The 1,629-nt window shown below is 69.0% G+C and carries 1 protein-coding gene; it reads right to left on the bottom strand.

The window, feature by feature from the left end:
- Window positions 1–99: 99 nt before the first annotated feature.
- Window positions 100–1,347 (bottom strand): IS110 family transposase, encoded by a 1,248-nt coding sequence (locus tag HH219_RS21520; protein ID WP_169328585.1) that lies wholly within the window; start codon window positions 1,345–1,347, stop codon window positions 100–102.
- Between the last annotated feature and the right edge of the window lie 282 nt (window positions 1,348–1,629).

The following is a 1,629-nucleotide window of genomic DNA, read 5'->3' as shown; positions in this document are numbered from 1 at the left end:
GCCGCCGGTCCTGCTCTCGAGGCTAGGCGCCCGCCGGCTGGGCTGTCCAACGACCGACCTGACATGAAGATGGCTGCCAGGCCACGGGCGCTACGGGCGTCAGCCGGTGGCGGGTAGTGGGTTGAGGGTGACGTCGTAGCCGAGCTGGCGGAGTTGGGTCAGGGCGCGCTGCTTGGTCTTGTCCGGGGTGCGCCGGGTGTAGTAGTCGCCGCCGAGGTCGGTGTAGCCGACGTCGGCGGTGAGCATGTGCCAGAACGCGGTGAGCAGGGTGTGTTCGATCGCGACTAGGGCTTTCATCGGACCGCGTCGGGAGGCGATGCGCCGGTAACGGGCGGCGAGTCGGGTGTTCTGCCTGCTGCGCGCGATGCTCAGCGCGGCGATCCCCAGGGCGCCTTTGAGGTAGGGATTGCCGGGGCGGGTCTTGGTGGACTTGATCCGGCCGGCGGACTCGTGGCTACCCGGTGCGGTGCCGGCCCAGGACGCCAGGTGCGCGGCGGTGGGGAACCGGGTCATGTCCGCACCGGTCTCGGCGATGATGATGTCGGCCAACGTGGTGCTGATCCCGGGCACGGTCACGATCAGGTCGCGGGCGCGACGAAACGGCGCGATCACCACCTCGATCCGCGCGGTGAGCTCCTCGATGGCCTGGGTGTGCTGGTCGATCAGGGTCAGGTGCAACCGGGCCAGGAACGCGTGGTGGGCGGTGAACCGTCCGGTCAACGCCTCGGTCAGGGCGGGGATCTTGTCCCGCAGTCGGGCGCGGGCCAGGTCGGCGAGGACCGCCGGGTCGTGAACACCGTCGATCATCGCCGTGAGCATCGCCCGGCCGGACGGGCCGCTGATGTCGGTCGCGACCGACGTCAGCTTGACCCCGGCGTCCTCGAGCAGCTTCTCCAGCCGCTGCCACTCCCGGGTCCGTTCCCGGGTGACCGCGGTCCTGGTCCGGGTCAGGTCCCGCAGCTCACGGATCGGCTGCGGCGGCACGAACGAACCGCGCACCAGGCCATGGGCACCGAGCTGGGCGAGCCAGGTCGCGTCCGAGACGTCGGTCTTGCGACCCGGCACGTTCTTGACCTGCCGGGCATTGACCAGCAGCACCTCGAACGGACCGTCCTCGAGCAGGTAGTAGAACGGCTTCCAGTAGTCCCCGGTCGCCTCCATCACCACCAACGTGACCTGCTGCTCGATCAGATGCTCGCGCAACGCGAGGATCTGCCCGGTCATCGACGACCACGTCGTCACCGTCGACTTCGCGCCCGCCCGGCCCGGCGAGGCGATCCGCACGCACACCTTCGCGTCGCGCTTGCTCACGTCCACTCCCGCGCAACGCGGGTGAAGAAGATCCATCAGACGTCCCCTTCCTGGTCCGGGATGCAAAAGCGCCGGTCCCGGGGAGGGCGAGAAGACTGACAAGTCTGACATTCGTGCTCGAGGCAACACTCCACGGTTCCCGTGGTTGCCCCCCACCACCATGCTCAGCCACAAGCTCACAGGCACTAGAGGCGTTCCGGCGTTGACCGGGACCGACCCGACCACGATGAACCCACCGGCGAGCCCGAGGCAACCGCCACATCCCAGCGCCATCTTCCCCACCCACGATGCGCCCGCAGGGCGCCCAAATGCTCTGCC

The organism is Pseudoalteromonas sp. NEC-BIFX-2020_015 (assembly GCF_012952265.1).
GTDB lineage: Bacteria > Pseudomonadota > Gammaproteobacteria > Enterobacterales > Alteromonadaceae > Pseudoalteromonas > Pseudoalteromonas neustonica.
The sequence above is the reverse complement of the archived record's forward strand: the minus strand, read 5'-3'. Positions and strand labels throughout refer to the sequence as shown.

What these genes read in the sequence shown, in the direction of transcription:
- HH219_RS21520 (WP_169328585.1), bottom strand. Translation starts at nt 1,347, where the DNA reads ATGGATCTTCTTCACCCGCGTTGCGCGGGAGTGGACGTGAGCAAGCGC.